The 16,352-nt window shown below is 61.8% G+C and carries 15 protein-coding genes; 5 read left to right on the forward strand and 10 right to left on the reverse strand.

What is annotated here, in order from left to right; genetic code table 11:
* Positions 1-11 precede the first annotated feature (11 nt).
* From CJ179_RS47120 to CJ179_RS47130, 3 genes are read left to right on the forward strand one after another with little or no spacing between them, the layout of a single operon-like run.
* Positions 12-782, forward strand: coding sequence for an HpcH/HpaI aldolase/citrate lyase family protein (locus CJ179_RS47120; RefSeq protein WP_179377924.1), 771 nt, complete (start codon positions 12-14; stop codon positions 780-782).
* A complete protein-coding gene (locus tag CJ179_RS47125) occupies positions 779-1,567 on the forward strand; it encodes an HpcH/HpaI aldolase/citrate lyase family protein (RefSeq protein WP_095866061.1) in 789 nt (262 codons plus the stop codon). The genes CJ179_RS47120 and CJ179_RS47125 overlap by 4 nt, the downstream gene beginning before the upstream one ends.
* A gap of 38 nt (positions 1,568-1,605) precedes the next feature.
* The gene (locus CJ179_RS47130) at positions 1,606-2,691 is read left to right on the forward strand and encodes a Gfo/Idh/MocA family protein (protein WP_257016290.1); all 1,086 of its coding nucleotides are present in this window, start codon (positions 1,606-1,608) and stop codon (positions 2,689-2,691) included.
* Positions 2,692-2,776: 85 nt separating this feature from the next.
* Here the strand turns inward: CJ179_RS47130 and CJ179_RS47135 are convergent, their stop codons facing one another.
* A complete protein-coding gene (locus CJ179_RS47135; RefSeq protein ID WP_179377925.1) occupies positions 2,777-4,207 on the reverse strand; it encodes an MFS transporter in 1,431 nt (476 codons plus the stop codon).
* A gap of 363 nt (positions 4,208-4,570) precedes the next feature.
* Here CJ179_RS47135 and CJ179_RS47140 point away from each other — a divergent pair, with 363 nt between their 5' ends.
* A complete protein-coding gene (locus CJ179_RS47140; protein ID WP_095866064.1) occupies positions 4,571-6,043 on the forward strand; it encodes an aldehyde dehydrogenase family protein in 1,473 nt (490 codons plus the stop codon).
* Positions 6,044-6,275: 232 nt separating this feature from the next.
* Positions 6,276-7,481 carry a substrate-binding domain-containing protein gene (locus CJ179_RS47145; protein WP_179377926.1) on the forward strand — a complete coding sequence of 402 codons (1,206 nt, stop codon included), beginning with the start codon at positions 6,276-6,278 and terminating at the stop codon, positions 7,479-7,481.
* Positions 7,482-7,580: 99 nt separating this feature from the next.
* Here the strand turns inward: CJ179_RS47145 and CJ179_RS47150 are convergent, their stop codons facing one another.
* From CJ179_RS47150 to CJ179_RS47195, 9 genes are all read right to left on the reverse strand, one after another.
* A complete protein-coding gene (locus CJ179_RS47150; protein ID WP_095866066.1) occupies positions 7,581-8,144 on the reverse strand; it encodes an aldehyde dehydrogenase family protein in 564 nt (187 codons plus the stop codon).
* A gap of 171 nt (positions 8,145-8,315) precedes the next feature.
* Positions 8,316-9,476, reverse strand: a complete 1,161-nt coding sequence (locus CJ179_RS47155; RefSeq protein ID WP_373560196.1) for an epoxide hydrolase family protein — start codon at positions 9,474-9,476, stop codon at positions 8,316-8,318.
* 162 nt (positions 9,477-9,638) lie between these two features.
* Complete coding sequence (locus CJ179_RS47160) at positions 9,639-10,073, reverse strand: Lrp/AsnC family transcriptional regulator (protein ID WP_095866067.1); 435 nt, start codon at positions 10,071-10,073, stop codon at positions 9,639-9,641.
* A gap of 165 nt (positions 10,074-10,238) precedes the next feature.
* Positions 10,239-10,373, reverse strand: a complete 135-nt coding sequence (locus CJ179_RS53530; protein WP_306454279.1) for a GMC oxidoreductase — start codon at positions 10,371-10,373, stop codon at positions 10,239-10,241.
* Positions 10,374-10,383: 10 nt separating this feature from the next.
* Positions 10,384-10,707, reverse strand: coding sequence for a hypothetical protein (locus tag CJ179_RS54315; protein ID WP_179377927.1), 324 nt, complete (start codon positions 10,705-10,707; stop codon positions 10,384-10,386).
* An 816-nt stretch (positions 10,708-11,523) separates the two neighbouring features.
* The gene (locus CJ179_RS47180; protein ID WP_095866071.1) at positions 11,524-11,883 is read right to left on the reverse strand and encodes a putative quinol monooxygenase; all 360 of its coding nucleotides are present in this window, start codon (positions 11,881-11,883) and stop codon (positions 11,524-11,526) included.
* Positions 11,876-13,078: a substrate-binding domain-containing protein gene (locus tag CJ179_RS47185; protein WP_095866072.1), complete on the reverse strand. Its 1,203-nt coding sequence runs from the start codon at positions 13,076-13,078 to the stop codon at positions 11,876-11,878. Before CJ179_RS47185 ends, CJ179_RS47180 begins: the two co-directional genes overlap by 8 nt.
* 108 nt (positions 13,079-13,186) lie before the next feature.
* Positions 13,187-14,704 (reverse strand): sugar ABC transporter ATP-binding protein, encoded by a 1,518-nt coding sequence (locus CJ179_RS47190; RefSeq protein WP_179377928.1) that lies wholly within the window; start codon positions 14,702-14,704, stop codon positions 13,187-13,189.
* A 59-nt stretch (positions 14,705-14,763) separates the two neighbouring features.
* A complete protein-coding gene (locus CJ179_RS47195) occupies positions 14,764-15,708 on the reverse strand; it encodes an ABC transporter permease (RefSeq protein WP_179377929.1) in 945 nt (314 codons plus the stop codon).
* Between the last annotated feature and the right edge of the window lie 644 nt (positions 15,709-16,352).

Genomic DNA, 16,352 nt, shown 5'->3' on the forward strand with positions numbered 1-16,352 from the left:
GAGGGACAACTATGACGATTCCACTGAAAGAAATCACCGGACAGAGTTTCACCTGTGCGCTCTCGATCACCTCTGGAAGCCCGATCGCGGTCGAGATCGCCTCGAGCATCGGTTTCGGCGCTCTGGTCGTAGACGCACAACATGGGCCGGTCAGCCCGTACTCGCACGAGATGGCCTCGATGATCCGGGCAGCTGGCGCAACGAGCACCCCGGTTTTCGTCCGCCTTCCCGAATCGACGCCCGGTTGCATCAACCGCGCACTGAACGACGGTGTGGCCGGGGTGATCGTTCCGCACATCTCGACTCCGGAAGACGCTCGAGCCGTGGCTGATGCGTCGCGCTACCCACCTGTCGGCGTTCGTGGCGCAGCGCCCGTCGTCAGGGCTGCCGGTTACGGCACGCGGGACTGGGACGAGTATCAACACGAATCGACCCACCAGCGCATGGTGCTGTGCCTGCTCAGCAGCAGGAGTGCGGTTCTCAACGCCGAAGCAATCGTGAAGACACCCGGCATCGATGGGATCGTCCTCGACATTGCCACTCTGGCCCGCGAGGCGGACGACGACTCGGCAACCCCATCGGTCATCCCGGATGCGGTCGCCGCAGCCGAGCTGGCCGGCCGCCACGGAGCGACGTGCGGTGCAGTGGTCCGAGACGAACGTGGCGCCAAGCAATGGAAGTCCGTCGGTTGCAATCTTGTTGTCGTGGAGAGTGATACAAGCGTTGCTCTCCAGGCGATGACAAACGCGCTCAATGTCTTGAAAGGTGCGGTTACAGTATGAACAACCTGCGCAGGAAGCTCAAGGCCGGAGAGGTCGTCTACTCGTGCTACGGGATGCTGGCCGAGCCCGTGTGGGTGGACCTCGTCGGTGCCGCCGGGTTCGACATGATGGTACTCGATTGCGAAGAGGTGGCCGGAGACAACTACGGCGCCGCCATCGAGAACATGGTCCGCGCGGCCGATGCGGCACAGATGTCGAGCTGCATTCGCGTGGTGGAGAACATCCCGGGTGCCATCAATCGCGCTCTCAACACGGGAACCGAGGGAATCTTCATTCCCCACGTTCGGTCCGCGGACGAGGCTCGCGCCGCAGTGGCAGCAGCGCGGTACGCACCCGTCGGTTGCCGCGGAGCGGCCCCTGTCGTCCGAGGTGCCGGATACGGTGTGCGGAAATGGGATGAATATTACGCGGCTGCCGAGGAAGCACTGGTCTTCATCATGGTCGAGGACAAAGAGGGCGTCTCGAACATCGAGGAGATAGTCAAGGTCCCCGGGATCGACGGCATCATGGTCGGAACATGGGATCTTGCTGTCGAACTCGGCCGGGCTCAGATCGGTCCCACACATCCAGAAGTGACCGCGCACGTGGATCACGTGATCGATGTGACCGTGGGTGCCGGACTTGTCATGGCTGCGCAGGCCTGGTCACCCGAAGCGACTGCGAAGTACGCGGCACGCGGCTGTCAGCTCCTGTTCGTCAGCCTGGATTCCTTGTTCTTGATCGACGGGATCACCAAGGTGCGGAACATCGCGAACGAACTCGAATCCGCCGAGGCTGACGCGTGAGTCCCGAAGACACCGGCCCCACGGAGCACAAAGCCAGTGTGCTCCGTGGGGCCCTCATCGGCTGTGGTTACATCTCTCCCCGACACATTCGAGCCTGGGAGGCGTCGACAAGCGCGGAACTGATCGCAGTGTGTGACACCAACACAGACCGGGTGAACGCCGCAGCGAGGGCGGCAAACGTGTCCCGCACGTTCACATCCGTCGATGATCTGCTGAACGACCTGGGCGACGAACTGGACTTCATCGACATCTGTGTTCCACCGGAGCTCCACCTCCAGTTGGTCGATCAGGTGAGCGCCAGGGGTATCAACATCCTCTGCCAGAAGCCACTGGCCGCCACCTTGGCGGACTCCCTGGCCATTGCCGAGATCGCGGAACAGCGGAAGATCGTTTTCGCGATCAACGAAATGTGGAAATGGATACCCGCCTACGCGTTGGTCTGGGACTACCTCAAACGCGGGGACCTGGGCGACATCCAGTTCGTGAAGTTTGCCGGTCACTCGAATCTGCTACTTCCCCGTCGTGATTCGGCGATCTTCGATGAGGTCGCCGACCGGCCCAGCAGCGCGAACCGTGACGCTTTGATGCCGCGGTTCTCTGCCATGCCGCAGCTGATCGTCCTCGAATACGGCGTGCACATCCTCGACATGTTCCGCGAGTGGTTCGGGGAGCCGAAAGAGCTACGGGCCACCGTTGGCCGGGTGAATCCGGATCTGGTCGGCGATGATTCGGCGTTCATCCAGCTGAAGTATGACTTTCCTGTCGAGATGTCCTTGGACTGGAGCGTGCCCGGTCCCGAGACCCCGGACAACATCGACGGCGAGTCCTTGGTGATTCGCGGCAGCTGCGGAGTGCTCACCGTTTTTGCGGGCAAGTGGGTCGAGTGGCATCCGACCGGCGAGGCTGTACAGCGTTTTCCATTCCCTCAGGACACCCGGGACGCAGGGTTTGCACAAAGCCACCAAGACTTCGCGAATGCTGTGGCGGCCGGCACCGAACCAGCATCTTCGGTGACGGGCAATCTCGCCACGCAAGGCCTCGTATTGTCCTGCTATGCAAGTGATTCAGCTGACGCCTGGATACCGGCGCCGGCAGCCGCCGTGTACGGCACCGCGACAAACTGACACCTGCTGCACGATCCGGGTGGAAGGTCCCACACATGGGACCTTCCACCCTCTTGCATATGCGCAGTCACCCGAATGGTCTCGATCACAACGGATGTGGTCCGGTGACCATTTCAGAAGGCACGCTCGCCGGCCTGCTCGCCGGCCTGTTCGCCGGCGTGCGGGCGATGAAGGCGGCGATCCCGGCCAGCAGTGCAAGCGCCGCAGCACACAGGAACGCGACGCGGCATCCGATCACGATCTCGGCGCCACCGACAGCCTGGGAAAGGGCGGCCAGGGTTCCGACGGCCATCCCTCCGCCGACTTGGCACCCGGCGTTGAACACCGACCCGATGAGACCGACCTCGTCGACGGATGCGCCCGCCAGCACCTCGACGTTCAACGCAACGAAAGCGGTTGACTGCCCTGCAACCACGACGCTCAGCAGTATGACTATCAACCATGGATGGCAGAGCGAAGGCAGCGCGAGGAGCCCCGTTGCAACGGCGCATACGAACGAACCGGACAATATGAGCCTCGCGGGGCGCGCGACCCGCGGCAGGAGCACTCCGGCAATCCGGGATCCAGCCGTGGCTCCGAGCGCCAACGGCGCCATGAAAAGGGCTGCGGCAGTGCCACTGAGACCCAGCACATCCTGCAGCAGCAGAGCCGCGAAATAGTAGGCACTGACCCAGGCGCCGTAGATGAGCGCCGTCGAGACTATGTTCAGCGCAAACCCGGGCCGGGTCCACAGCTCGAGGGGCATGATCGGGGACTGTGACCGTCCTTGGCTCCACAGGAAAAGGCCCAGAAAACACAGTCCGGTGCCCCCGGCGATGACCGTGGAGAGGTGCGCTCCCTGCCCGGACGAACCGACGGTCACTGCGTACGCGACCAGCATCAAACCTGCTGCGCTCGAAACGCTGGACCACAAACTCACCGGAAGCGCCTTGCGTTGGGTCCTTCTGACAGCGACGGTAGTAGAAACGGCGAGCACCGCGGACACCAGCCCGAGTGCGACGAACAGCCAGCGCCATCCGATCGTGTCCGCCGCGAGACCACCGCAGGCCAGACCCAGCCCGAAACCGACGGCTCCCGACGCCGCAAATGTCGCGAGAGCCCGCGATCGCCCTGACAACTCTTGGTGAGTGGTGGCAATGATGGCGAGCGCGGCCGGCACCGTGAGCGCCGCACCCAGTCCCTGGCCTATCCGAGCACCGATCAGGACGGTCGTCGTGGGTGAACACGCAGCCACAGCAGCCGACAGGGTTGCGACGTAGAAACCGAGTGTGACAATGCGTGCGCCACCGAAGACATCGGCCAAGCGGCCCCCGAGAAGGACGAAGCCCGCGAACGCGAGCGCGTAACCGGAGACGACCCAGGCCTGTTCGACTTGTCCAAACCCCAAGTCGGCAGAGAGGCGGGGAATCATCAAGGGGCCGATACCCATGTTGAGTGCACTCAGGAACTGGGCCGCGCACGCCAAGAACACGGCGAGTTTGCGCGGATCCAACTGTCCGCGTCGTAAACCGAACACGTCGGTGTTCCCCTTTCGCCGATGGTGTACGAGACGTGCGACCGTGTGCGCCGATGCAGATCGACAAACGGCTGCGAGGTGAACCAACTGGATGAACATCTCGGTTTGCTATTTGCACTCACAGCTGTTGCAATGCGCGATGATTGACTATTGAGTACAACTTCGCACCCGACCTTACTGCCACGTGGGTTGAAATGACACGCACCCGGTCCGCTACCACACGTCGGTGCCGGCCGGCGATCCTCGAGTACAACTCCGGCCGCCACAATTGTGCCCTCACACATGGAATTACCCGGCACCGTTGTGACACCGTTCACATACGACCGCTGGTTCCATGACCCCGGACGATTAGCGAGGATGAATATGACAACACAGATTCAGACGAAGTTCGACGTGCCGCACAACACAGAGCTGTACATCGGGGGGCGGTGGGAGACCTCCACGTCGACCTCGGTGGTCGATGTCGTCTCTCCGTACTCAGAAGAGGTTCTGTGCTCGCTTCCCGAGCCGTCGATCGAAGATGCTGATCTCGCTGTTCAGTGCGCACATACGGCTTTCGACAGCGGCCCCTGGACGTCCATGTCGCTCGATGAGCGCATCAAGCATGTTCTGTCGCTCCGTAGAGCGATCGAAGCCCGCCTTCCGGATTTAGCCCAGGCGTGGGCGTTGGAAGCCGCGATGCCGCTGGCAACCGGCACGGCCTTCGGCGAGGCCGCACTACCGTTCATCGACGACGCGATCGAGGTGGCGAGGTCAGTCAAGTTCACGGAGCGTCGAGCGACCACAGACGGCGGCGAGGTCGAAGTTCGTCGTGAGCCCGTGGGAACGATGCTGGCCATCCTGACCTACAACGGACCACTGACCGAGTTCACGTTCACGGTCATACCCGCTCTGTTGGTCGGGAATCCGGTCATCGTCAAGCTCCCTCCCGAGAATCGGATGCTGGGACATTTCCTGGCCAGCGCTGTGGAGGAAGCCGGGTTGCCCGACGGCCTGGTGAGCATTCTGACTGCCGGGACCGAAGTCAGCAAACACCTGGTAGCACACGAAGGAATCGACCTGGTCCACTTCACCGGTGGAACCGAGATCGGTATCGACGTCGCGACGGTCTGTGCTCAACGGCTGGCGAGAGCCACTCTCGAATTGGGTGGCAAGTCTGCTGCGATAGTGGCCGACGACATGCCGCTCGACGAAGTTGTTCCGTTGCTACTCGGGGGCATGACGACGTATCAGGGTCAGCAGTGCGTGGCACTGACTCGAATCCTCGTCTCGGATTCGCGTCATGACGAGTTGGTCGAACGATTGGTCGAACGACTCAAATCGCTGTCGATCGGCGATCCCCTCGACCGCGAGGTCGCATTCGGCCCCATGCCGAGTGCCCGAATCCGCGATCGTTCCGAGGCTTTCATCGAGCGGGCGGTCAAGGAGGGAGCGGCGATCGCCACCGGTGGGCGCCGACCAGAAGCATTCAACCGTGGCTTCTTCCTGGAGCCCACCCTGCTGACCAATGTCACGGAGACGATGGAGGTTGCACAAACCGAGATCTTCGGGCCGGTCTATTCGGTGATGCGTTACAAGGACATCGACGACGCCGTGCGAATCACGAACGGGACCCAGTACGGATTGCTCTCCGCGATCTACACCCACGACGATGCCCTGGCTTGGGATGTTGCCGGGCGCGCGAAAGTCGGTGCATTCGGAATCAACGGCAGCTTCCCCTGCCTCACTGCCCCTTACGGCGGTGTGAAGAAGTCCGGCTACGGCCGCGTCGCAGGAATCGAGGGGATGCTCGAGCTCACCAACGTCAAGCAGATCATCATTCCCAAGGGTCTGTGATCACGAACTGGTCACGCGGCTGAACCCCTCAGTGCGCACCTGAGCACCTGTCATCTGCTCGGAGCCAAGCGCGGCCAGACAAGATCCACGACAGTTCAGTGAGGTCACCTTTCCCACGGAGAAGGTGGCCTCACGCTGCTGCATGGCCTTACACGGCCGTCAGTCTCAAGTAATTCGTTATCGAAACCAGTCATCGCGATGGCGCCAGTCCCACCTTATCGAGGAGTACCACGTGAAGAGATCGTCCCCGAAGTCGCGCCGGCAGAACTTGCCGGCTCTGTTGAGGTTGTCGGGTTGTGCCGCAGTGCTTTCACTGGTTGTCGGCGCTTCGGGCTGCACCTCTGGCAGTAGCAGCTCATCGACCGATCACGCCGCCGACGGCCCGCAATCGGCCCAGGTCAAGACTGCGTGCGAGCGTGCCGCGGCCGGTACAGCTGAAGTCCAGTTCAAGGCGCCGGGCGGCCCGGTCGACGGTACGGCCCTCAAGGGCAAGTCGATCTACATCATCCCCATCATCAACACCGGAACAGTCTCCGAATATACCAAGCAGATGGAAGAGGCCGCCGGCCTGCTCGGTGCCTCGGTGGTCACGATCGACGCCAAAGGCAGCATTCCCAACGCGGTGTCCGCGTTCAATCAGGCGATCGCCCGAGGTGCCGATGTGATCGTGAACGTCGCGGTACAGCCCGAACTGGTCAAGGCACAGATGCTCAATGCACAGTCACAGGGCATCAAGGTCATCGACGTCATGAACGGTCAGCCGGACTCGGAAAAACCAGAGGGTGTCGACGGACGGGTCTCCTGGGACACCATGAAGGCCGGCAAATGGCGTATGGACCAAGCCATCTGCGATACCAACGGCACGCTGAAAGCGGGATTCATCTCGTCTGACGACCTTCCGATGACAAAGTTTCTGCGTGCGGGCATGCAAGCCGAATACGACGAACTGTGCACAGATGATTGCTCGCTGGTGACGACCAATGTGTCATCCTCCAACTGGGCAACCGGCCTGGCGCAGGCGACCACCAGCCTTGTGCAAAAGAACCCGGATCTGAACTACTTGCTACCGGCATGGGGCGGCATGGTCGTGCAGATTCTGCCAACCATGACTCGCATCGATCCCGGCAACAAGATCCAGCTCAGCTCCAACGACCTGGAGCCGGCGCTGCTCAAGCCTTTGGCGGCTGGGGACAACAAGGCAGACGTGGGTACCTCGGTAGGCGCTCTGGCCTGGCCGACGCTCGATCAGGCACTACGGCTCGTCAGCGGCCAGAAAGCCGTCATCGAAGAGGGCCCGGCGAGGATGGTGACGTCCGAGATGGCCGAATCGATGGGTCTCAGCTCCGACAAGAGCACACTCGACAATCAGACGCTCATCTTCGGTGATCTTGTGACCGGTGACGGGTACAAAGCGCTCTGGGGCCTCACCGACTCGTGAACAGCACGCGGCGCCGAGGCGGTTTCAAACCCCTCGGCGCCCGCATGGTGCCGCAACCGGCAGCGGAGGTCGGCCCGCTGCCGCTTGTCTCACCCGATCTCAGCTCTTGACCGAAGTCCTCTGAACGGTCTTGATGTTGGCGACCTCGAGCAGACCCTCGACACCCCCGACCCGACCGTAACCCGACTGCTTCATCCCGCCGTACGGCGCGAGAAGGCACACCGTGCTGGAATTGACCTGCAGCGATCCCACGGCGACGAACGACTTCATCGGCAACCTCATCGCTTGTGGTGAACACCGAACCGGCCAAACCGAAATCGGAATCGCTGCAATGACGATCGCCTCGTCGAAGGTGTCATACGGCATCACACCGGCCACAACCGGCTCGTGGCGGACCTCGACCTGACCGCCGAGGACATCCCGGACCTCGAACTCGGCGATCTTCTTCGAGGTGTTCACGACGTCGTCACCGACCATGTCCGCCCAGGCGCTGAACCCCTGCGCGGTGGTGATCACCATTCCAGCTTCGAGGGCCTGTACGCAGTCGATGTCATCCATCCGGGCTGCGAATGCCTTCAGGAACTTGGACACATGGTCACACCGTTCGGCGATCGTCAGCCGCGGCCAGATTCCCTCGTCGAATGCTTTGCGTGCTTTGGCCACCGCGAGGTCGGCACCTTACAGCTGGGGCAGTGAGTGTTGTCTACCGACATTTCATATCCTTTGTTGTAGTGATTCGGCACCATGATGAGGTGATCCCGCATGATCGAAAGGCCAAGGGGTGGCGCTTGCACATCGAGGAGGTTCGAAGCGCGGCCTCAGACCGGCGTGCGGTCAGTCCCGCATCGATCGGAACGCGGTGCGGACTTCGTCGACGAAGGTAGCCGGTTGCTCCAATGCGGCGAAATGACCGCCCTTCTCGACCACGGAATAGTGACGAAGATCTGGGAAGCGTGTCTTGGCCCATCGCTCGGACAGCGCAAATGAGTCCTTGGGGAACAACGTGTAACCGACGGGAACCTCGACGGCGGCGAAGTCGAGAAAAATCGCCTTCAGGCTCTCCCAGTACAGTCGGGCCGACGATGTGGCAGAGTTGGTTAACCAGTAAAGAGAAATGTTGTCCAACAGTACATCCCAACTCAGAACGTTCCGCGGATCGCCGTCGCAATCGGTCCAGTTGTGGAACTTTTCCAGGATCCACGCGGCTTGACCGCTCGGGGAATCCGCAAGGCCGTAGCCGAGCGTCTGTGGCTTGGTGGACTGCTGTGTGGAGTAGCCGGCTTCATTGTCCGCGTAATACTGGAAACGACCGAGATAGTCTTCTTCCTCGGGTGTCAGATCTCCCAGAGCGATCAGGACGTCCGGCGACCCGACGCCGAGGTTCAGGTGAATGCCGGCGACGCGCTCGGGTGCCACCTGCCCGAGTTTGATGGAGATGAAGGCGCCCCAGTCGCCACCCTGTGCCCCGAACCGTTCATAGCCGAGCCTGACCATCAACTCGACCCATGCATCGGCGATCTGTTCCACACCCCAGCCGGTGCCGGTGGGCCTCCCGCTGAATCCGTAACCCGGAAGCGACGGGCAGACCACGTGAAATGCATTGGCAGCATCCCCACCGAATGCGGTCGGGTTCGTCAGTGGTTCGATTACATCGAGGAACTCCACGATCGATCCCGGCCATCCGTGCGTCATGATCAGAGGCATCGCATCAGGATGCGGTGACCGCACGTGCAGCGCGTGGATATCGGTACCGTGGATGTTGGTGGTGATCTGCGCGAACCTGTTTAGCCGCTTGGTGACGCGCTCGAGATCGTAGTCGTTCGACCAGTATTCGCACAGCTCCTTCATATAGGGCAGGGGCACTCCCTGCGACCAGTCGGTGGCGGTGCCTTCATCGGGCCAGCGTATGCGCGTCAGCCGCGACAGGAGGTCGGACTTCGCGTCGTCGCCAAATGCCGCTTTGAATTCTGAGACCAGTGCAGCTTGTTCCGTCACTATGGCGTCTCCACTTTCATAAAGGCCGACATTCACCTGACGCCGGGTCCGACTGTGATCTGTAACGCATGTTATGCGTCCGGGTGACCCAGCTCCCGAGGAGAATTCCCAAGTTTTGGGCGATTGGGTATGGTCAGAACCAACGCGGCCTGCGGCGAACTCTCAACCATAGCGAGACCACGTGTTGAGAACCACCAGCGTTTTCGTACCGGTGACGCGTCCGTTGGTGCGCAGAAGGTTGACCACACGCTGCAGGTCGTGGATGTTCGCTGCTCTGATCCGGGCGATGGCGTCGGGATCGCCGGCCAGGGTCAACACCTCCGTGACCTCCGGGATTCCCTCGGCGAACGCGAGGATCATCTCGAGTTCCAGGTCGCCCGCCACCCGCAGCTGCACGACCGCCTCGAGCTCGCTGTCCACCTTGTTCGTATCAATTCGCGCCGTGTAACCACTGATGATCCCGGTTTCCTCGAGACGCTCGATACGTCGCTTCACCGGAGCGACCGTCAGGTCGACTCTCTTGGCGATGTCGCGCACAGTCCTGCGGCCGTCTTCGCGCAGGAGTTGCAGAATTTCCCTGTCTATCTCATCGGGCATACTTCAATAGTGACAGCAAATAGCACTGTTGCGCAACAATATTCGCACTGCGGTTCGAGCTACGATCTCCCGTGCGCGCGACCGCGATACCTCAACTGGCATACGCAGGACCCCATCGCCGGGGCACCCGGTGATCAGTGAACCGTCATCAGTGATCGTCGAGGATCATCTTGGCGGCGATATGCGCCATGGCCATCGTCGGCTGCCGTTGCAATTGCCGGACACCATCCGCGGGAAAACGGAGGCGTCGACAACCCGCAACCCGTCGACGCCACGCACCCTCAGCCGTGAGTAGATCACGTCTTCGACATCAGGACCGCGGCATCGAAGACAACAGCTTGTTGTATCCCAGACCCGGATTCAGCTTGGCCCGGAGCGTGATTCCGCGATGGTCCAGCATCTTCTCGCCGACGTTCGGACTCTCGACACGCATCTCGACACCGGCATTCGCCAACGCTTGCCGCTGCCGATGCCCGACCGCTCCAGCGCGGTCGGCATCTCGAGTTGCCCCCATGGCGAGGATGACTTCCTTGCCGGCACGGTACTCGACAACCGAATTGTTGCGCGTCCCTTTCACACCGAGCACACGATCTCCACTGAAGATCAGGTTGCCCACGATGGTCTTGGCGAGCACGGTGAGATTCTTACGATTCAGCACCGGCTTCAGAAAGGCGCGAGCAGCACTGACACGCAGGCCGTTCTTGATGGTGGAGGGGGTACGTAACCCATCCGCTCGTCGTCGCTCGAGTTGGTGTCCAGACTCCGCCCACCCGATCCGCCCACCCGAGGCCATCATCGCATCGCAGACCGGTTCTTTCTTTCTGGCGACCGAAACGCCCAGCGGACCACCAAGCCGCGGAACTCCGAGGCACCGAGCTGATGATCCTCGATGGTCTTGAACGCGTCCGGAAATGCCGCCCAGTTCCAGCCCGGTTGCCGGCTTCTTCGATCGCGTCGTAGCCCGGGGCCCAACCGCGGTTGTAGCTCATGCCGTTGATCGAACTCGATCCACCGATCTTCCGTACCCGGGCCCAGCTGTCCACCGCACCGGTCGGACCGAAGGGGCGTGTCTCGAAATGCTTTGCGACGCGACCGCTCTGCATGGTGAAGAAGAAACCCTTCGGGATGAGGACAAGCAGACTCCTGTCCGATCCTCCCGCATCGAGGAGCAGCACCTTGTTCTTGGGATCTTTGGAGAGTCGATCGGCCAGGACGCATCCCGCCGAACCCGCCCCCACGATGGGGTAGTCGCATTTCGTGCCACTCGAGCTTTCTGAACTAAAGCGTACCGTTAGCGTTGTTGCGATCCGCGCGTCAGCATGGTCGGGGGCGTCATATACGGTCCTCCGGGTGACGCAGATTACCTATCTGGTTAACGCTAGCCATGATCCCAGCCCGTCACATCGGAACGCACCACAAATACCGACACCTGAACGCGGTGCACCCACAATCAGGTCGCTCGCCGGTCGCGATCGCTCAGCATCTGCAGAAAACGCATCTCGGGCTCCTTTTCCAGCAGGTCCGGTAGTACGGAGAGGAGGACCTGGATGTTGTCCCGGGCCATGTGATGTTCGAACCCCTCGGCGCCCCGATAGGACTCGTAGAACACCAACACATCCGGCGCCGATCGGTCACGATGCAGGTGGTAGTCGACATTGGCCGGTTCTGCCCGTACGGCGTCTATCTGTTGGAGGAACAACTCCGTGACCTCGTCGACACGGCCCCTCTTGCAGGTGAGGACCACCACGAGAGCGTATGGCCCCACCTCCCCCGGCTCGGCCGGTGGCGGGCCGCTCACCGTCTCAGCCATTGATGCCCCAGAGCGCTTTGTACCCGTCGCCGGTCACCAGGTCACCGAAGATCAACGTCTGGTTCTCCACTGAACTGTTGTCGGCGTTCAGTCCGAGCGACTCGGCCATTTCGGACGTCACCATACGGACGGGACCTTCCTCGACGACTGCCGGTTGGCCGCTCACGAGCCGCAGCGCCTGATCGAGTGTGGGCCAGGTCAGTCCACCGACGGACGTTCCGAGGTCGGCCTTGATCTCGCCTGATTTGAGGGGTGCGAACAACGAAGACTCCAGGTCGAACGAACTCAGCTGGATCTTGTTGTTCGGATCGATGCGATTCATCGTGGGCAGGACCTGCACGACCATTGCACCGAATGCCGGCATCAGGTAATTCAGATCCGGGTTCTTCTGCACCATGTTGGTTGCAGCCGGGGCCGTACCGGTCGCCCAATTCGCAGACGAAACATTTGTTTGTACCATCGAGCAATCATCGGTGCAGAGCTCGCCGAACTCTGCCTGCAAGCCCTCCAGCAACAGCTTGCCGGCGGGGATGTCGTCCGACGAGATGTAGCCCAATTTCAGCTTGCCGTTGGTGTCACAGATCGCTTGATCCATCCTCCACTTGCCACCCTGGACATAGTCCCAGGAGACCCGCCCGTCGACACCCTCCGGCGCCTTCGCGTCCGGCTGTCCGTTCAGCAGGTCGATGACCTTGATGCCCTGCGACTGCGCCTTGAGCATCTGTGCCTTGACCAGTTCGGGCTGTACCGCGACGTTCACGATCACGTCGGCACCTCGGGCGATCGCCTGATTGAACGCGGACACCGCGTTGGGAATACTGCCTTTGGCGTCGATCGTGACCACCGAGGCACCGAGCAGGCCGGCGGCCTGCTCCATCTGCGCCGTGTACTCGGTGACCGAACCGGAGTTCAAGATGGGGATGATGTAGATCGACTTGCCCTTGAGGGCCGTACCGTCGACCGGGCCACCCGGCGCCTTGAACTGAACCTCCGCGGTACCGGCCGCGGCCCGCTCGCAGGCGGTCTTGACTTGAGCCGACTGCGGGCCGTCCGCAGCGTCATCGGTCGACGAACTATTACTGCCCGACGTGCAACCCGAGAAACCGACCACCAGTAAAAGTGCTGCGGCACAACCCGACAACTTCAATAGCGCGGGCGAAAACTTCTGTCGTGATCTAGATAGAACGATCTTCATTTCTTGCTCCTCGATAAGGATCGAACATGACTGGCGTCAGCCCTTATGGCGGCCATCTGATGCGACACTGTCGACGCTGCGATCGGTGGCGCTTCTCGCGCGCCTGTGTCAGGCGTGGGTCAGGTCGCCGGGTTCTGCCGCCACGACCGAATCGCGCAGGCACGCTTCGGCAATCCGATCTTCGGTCAGGTCGGCCCCATGTAGCTCGGCCGCCACCGCACCATTGCGAAACACGAGTACCCGGTGGCACAGAGCCGCAAGGTCGGCGCCATCCGCCGAGGCAAGCAGGACACCCGATCCTCGTTCAGCGTGATCGACGATGAGGTCGAACAACTGACGCCGCGAACCCACGTCGACACCTTGAGTCGGTTCGTGGAGCAACAACACCAACGGTGCCATCTCCAGCCACTTCGCCATCAGGAGTTTCTGCTGATTCCCACCGCTCAACACCGACAGCGGGCGCCCGGCCGGCCCGGCCGGGCGGACGTCGTACCTGACCAGCACCTCATTGGCAAACGCCCGCTCGCGGCGGCCGTCGATGAAGGGGCCTTGGCGACGCCCGTGCAGGTTCGGCAAAGTCAAGTTCTCGGTCAGGGAAGCGCTTGCCACACCCGCCTGGCCAATTCGTTCTGACGGGACCAGGGCCAGGCCGGCACTTACCGCATCGCTCGGTCGCCGCACCGCCAGTGGCGCGTCCTTCAGCAGCAGCTCGCCGGCAGACTCGGTGGCCCCGAAGATCCCGTACGGCAGATCTTCGAATCCGGCGCCGATAAGTCCTGTCACACCGACAATCTCGCCTTCGTGGACCACCATGTCGACGTTCTCCGCAGCCCCACAACTGTAGCCGCGCAACTCGAGAAGCGAGCGTCCTCTCGATTGCTTCACCACCGGGTACTGATTTCCGAGAGCTCGGCCGAGCAACAACTCGATCAGGGAGTCGTGATCCAACCCCTCTGCCATGCGTGTCTCGATCAACGCGCCGTCACGCAGGATCGTGACCCTGTCGGCGTATTCGAGCACCTCTTCGAGCCGGTGCGTCACGATCACGATCGCGACACCCCGACTTCGTGCGGCGTGTACCGCCTGCATCATCCGTTTGACGTCGGACATCGGAAGGTGCGCAGTCGGTTCGTCGAGGATCAGGACGCGTGTCGCCGCATCGTCGCCCGCGCGGTCCTTCATCGCCCGCGCGATCGCGAGCACGGCACGCTGAGCCGGATTCAGGTTCTCGACGCGAACATCCAAATCGACGTCGAGATCGAACGCGCGCAGCACTTCTCGCGCGTCGCGCCTCGCGGCCGACCAGCGCACCAGCCCCAGTCGGTTACGCGGATAACCGTCCACGAACAGGTTGTCCAGAACAGTCAAGTCCAGCGCGAGGCCCAGATCCTGATGCACGACCCGGACGCCGAGCTTCTCTGGCTGACCGGGAGTCAGCGGTAGTCCGACTTCCTGACCGTCGATCGTCAGCGTGGCGCCGTGATCCGGGTGATGGTAGGCCGCAAGAATTTTGATGATCGTACTCTTGCCTGAACCGTTCTGACCACACAGCGCATGAATCTCGCCGCCCAACAGGTCCAGATCGACGTTTCTCAGAGCAAGCGTTTCATCGAACGTCTTGGACATGTTCCGAACAGCCAATCGCACTGTCCCACTGAGCTCTTTCGCCCGTGGGTCGCCCGCGGTCATGTGTCCGACCCCGCGGTTGTGCGACCACTGCGAGTTGCGAGACGAGTGACGGCCACACCGACGATGAGCGCTCCACCGTTGAAGACGTCCTGAACCCACGACCCGGCACCAAGCAATTGCAGGCCGGTGATGCCCACGATGAGCGCGTAGAGGGCAATCACGGTGCCCCACGCATTGGGTCGCCCCGGCTTGATCGTGGTCGCGCCGAGGAACACACCGGCGAAGGCCGGCAGGAGGTACGAGCTGCCGATTGTGGGGTCCGACGCACCGAGCTGGCCGGCGAGCACCAGCCCGGCGAGGCCGGCGATGGTGCCTGACGCGATGAATGCTCCGGCGCGTAGCCGCTGGACTCGCACACCGGCGAGCCGGCCTGCCTCGCGTCCGGCACCGACGAACAGCATGCGACGTCCCGCCGGCATGTGTTCGTAGATCAGCCACAGTAGGACCGTCAGACCGAGTCCGTAATAGACAGGCAACGGGAGGCCGAGGAGTTGTGAAGTAGACGCAGTGACAAGTGGTTCCGGAAGACCGGGGATGACCGCAGAATCGCTGAGGAGGGTCGCCAGGCCCGTGAGAACCGTACCTGTACCGATGGTTGCGATGAACGAATTGATACCGAGACCCACGACGAGCAGGGCATTGATCGCACCGATGATCGTTCCGGCCAGGATGCAGACGATCAACGCCGTGATGAACGGCCACTCTTTCAGCACGGTCAGGTAACCGATGAGAACCGTCGTGAACCCGAGAGTATTGGCCACCGAGACGTCGAATTCGCCGGCCAGAACCGGTACCGTGAGCCCGAGCGTCACGATCATGAAGATCGCCTGCGAGCTCAGGATGTTCTGGAAGTTTGACACCGTCGGGAATGTGTCCGGCGCCAGCAGACTGAACACCACAAGCTCGATGACGAGCATTCCGAGGAGGCCGAACTTCGCCAAGAAGTTCCCTGTCGAAAACCGTGCTGTACGACCGTGATCGGATCCATCGACCCCGCCGCCGGCCTGATGGGTGCGCGCTTGAATAGATTGGCCAATCTTACCCGCCTGGGCCGTCGTCGACGCCATCTCAGTACTCCTTGCAGATCGCGTTTGCGGCCCCGTACGCCATGGCCATCGACAGGCCACGGCCGATGTTCGACCATAGCGCTTCCCCAATCGAAAGCATCTCCACCTCAGGTACCTTCAGTCGCGCGCCCGCGACGTACTCATTCCATGTGAGCCGCGGGGCCGCGGGTGTGATTACAGTCATATTGATACCTCCGTGTGACGCAAATTGCTTTGCGCTAAAGCTAGCTGCGTCCACGACTGCCTACATTAGGCACGTTCACAAATCCCGACGAAACAAGTGTGAGCACGCACATTCGTCAACCACGTTTTCCTCGGGCGTCTAGATAGGAGGGAGAGGTGAATTGATGAATTTCGTCGATCGTGTCATGTGCCCGCGGCCTTGGGCGGAAGCCATTCGAGCATCGCTTGAAATCCGCCAACGACCTCCGATTGCGCGTGTCGCCGCGAGCAGGTCGGCCAACCCCTCGGCCGAGAGCCGCTGCCCCCGGCGGCTCGCCGCGGTCGGTCCAGACCGG

The sequence above is a fragment of the Rhodococcus sp. ACS1 genome (assembly GCF_002300155.1).
In the GTDB taxonomy this organism is placed as follows: domain Bacteria; phylum Actinomycetota; class Actinomycetes; order Mycobacteriales; family Mycobacteriaceae; genus Rhodococcus_F; species Rhodococcus_F koreensis.

Excerpts from the sequence above, each read along its gene's own strand:
- CJ179_RS47190 (WP_179377928.1), bottom strand. The coding sequence starts at position 14,704 with ATGTCCAAGACGTTCGATGAAACGCTTGCTCTGAGAAACGTCGATCTG.
- CJ179_RS47185 (WP_095866072.1), bottom strand. The coding sequence starts at position 13,078 with ATGAAGATCGTTCTATCTAGATCACGACAGAAGTTTTCGCCCGCGCTA.
- CJ179_RS47120 (WP_179377924.1), top strand. The coding sequence starts at position 12 with ATGACGATTCCACTGAAAGAAATCACCGGACAGAGTTTCACCTGTGCG.
- CJ179_RS47140 (WP_095866064.1), top strand. The coding sequence starts at position 4,571 with ATGACAACACAGATTCAGACGAAGTTCGACGTGCCGCACAACACAGAG.
- CJ179_RS47180 (WP_095866071.1), bottom strand. The coding sequence starts at position 11,883 with ATGGCTGAGACGGTGAGCGGCCCGCCACCGGCCGAGCCGGGGGAGGTG.
- CJ179_RS47125 (WP_095866061.1), top strand. The coding sequence starts at position 779 with ATGAACAACCTGCGCAGGAAGCTCAAGGCCGGAGAGGTCGTCTACTCG.
- CJ179_RS47160 (WP_095866067.1), bottom strand. The coding sequence starts at position 10,073 with ATGCCCGATGAGATAGACAGGGAAATTCTGCAACTCCTGCGCGAAGAC.